At 64.1% G+C, this 926-nt stretch carries 1 pseudogene; it reads left to right on the top strand.

The window, feature by feature from the left end:
* Window positions 1-4: 4 nt before the first annotated feature.
* Window positions 5-926 (top strand): annotated as a pseudogene (locus BST28_RS22955) (IS5 family transposase).

The following is a 926-nucleotide window of genomic DNA, read 5'->3' as shown; positions in this document are numbered from 1 at the left end:
TGGCGTGTTGCGAACCGGTGTGATCAGTGATGAGTTCTGGGCGGTTGTTGAACCGTTGATGCCGTCGCATGAGGGCAAGCGAGGCAATAGGTTTCGTGATCATAGGGAGGTTTTGGAGGCGATTGCCTGGCGGTTCCGCACAGGCAGTCCGTGGCGGGACCTGCCAGCGGAGTTCGGCCCGTGGCAAACCGTGTGGAAACGCCATCACCGCTGGTCGCTGGATGGCACCTACGACGAGATCTTCGCTGCGGTGACCAGCGCGTTCGGTACCGACGATGCCACGGCTGACCTCGCCGCGCTGTTGTCGATCGACTCGACCAACGCTCGAGCCCACCAGCACGCGGCAGGCGCCCGGTGCGACACCCTGGACACAGGGGGCACTGTCGAATTACAAGAAATCTGGCGATGAACCCGACGACCATGCGATCGGTCGTTCCCGCGGCGGGCTGACCACCAAGATCCACGCGTTGGCCGATGTGCGTCAGGCCCTGGTGGCGATTCGGCTCACCGCTGGCCAGGACGGGGACAATCCGCAGTTGTTCCCGCTGGTGGATGACTACACCGCCACATGCACCGGCCGTGACACGACCAAGGACTTCCGCCTGCTTGCCGACAAGGCGTACTCACATCCGAGCACCCGCGCCGGCCTGCGAGTACGGCGCATCAAGCACACGATCCCCGAACGCAGCGACCAGATCGCCCGCCGCAAGGCCAAAGGATCAGCCGGTGGCAGACCCCCGACCTTCGACCCCGGCCTCTACGCACATCGCAACACCGTCGAACGCGGATTCAACCGACTCAAACAATGGCGCGGTATCGCCACCCGCTACGACAAGTACGCCCTGACCTACCTCGGCGGCGTCCTGTTGGTCGCCGCCGTCATCCACACGCGAGTCGACGCCAGCAAATCAGGAGACACGCCCTAG

It is taken from the genome of Mycolicibacter kumamotonensis, assembly GCF_002086285.1.
GTDB lineage: Bacteria > Actinomycetota > Actinomycetes > Mycobacteriales > Mycobacteriaceae > Mycobacterium > Mycobacterium kumamotonense.
This window is presented reverse-complemented; position numbering and strand designations above follow the sequence as displayed.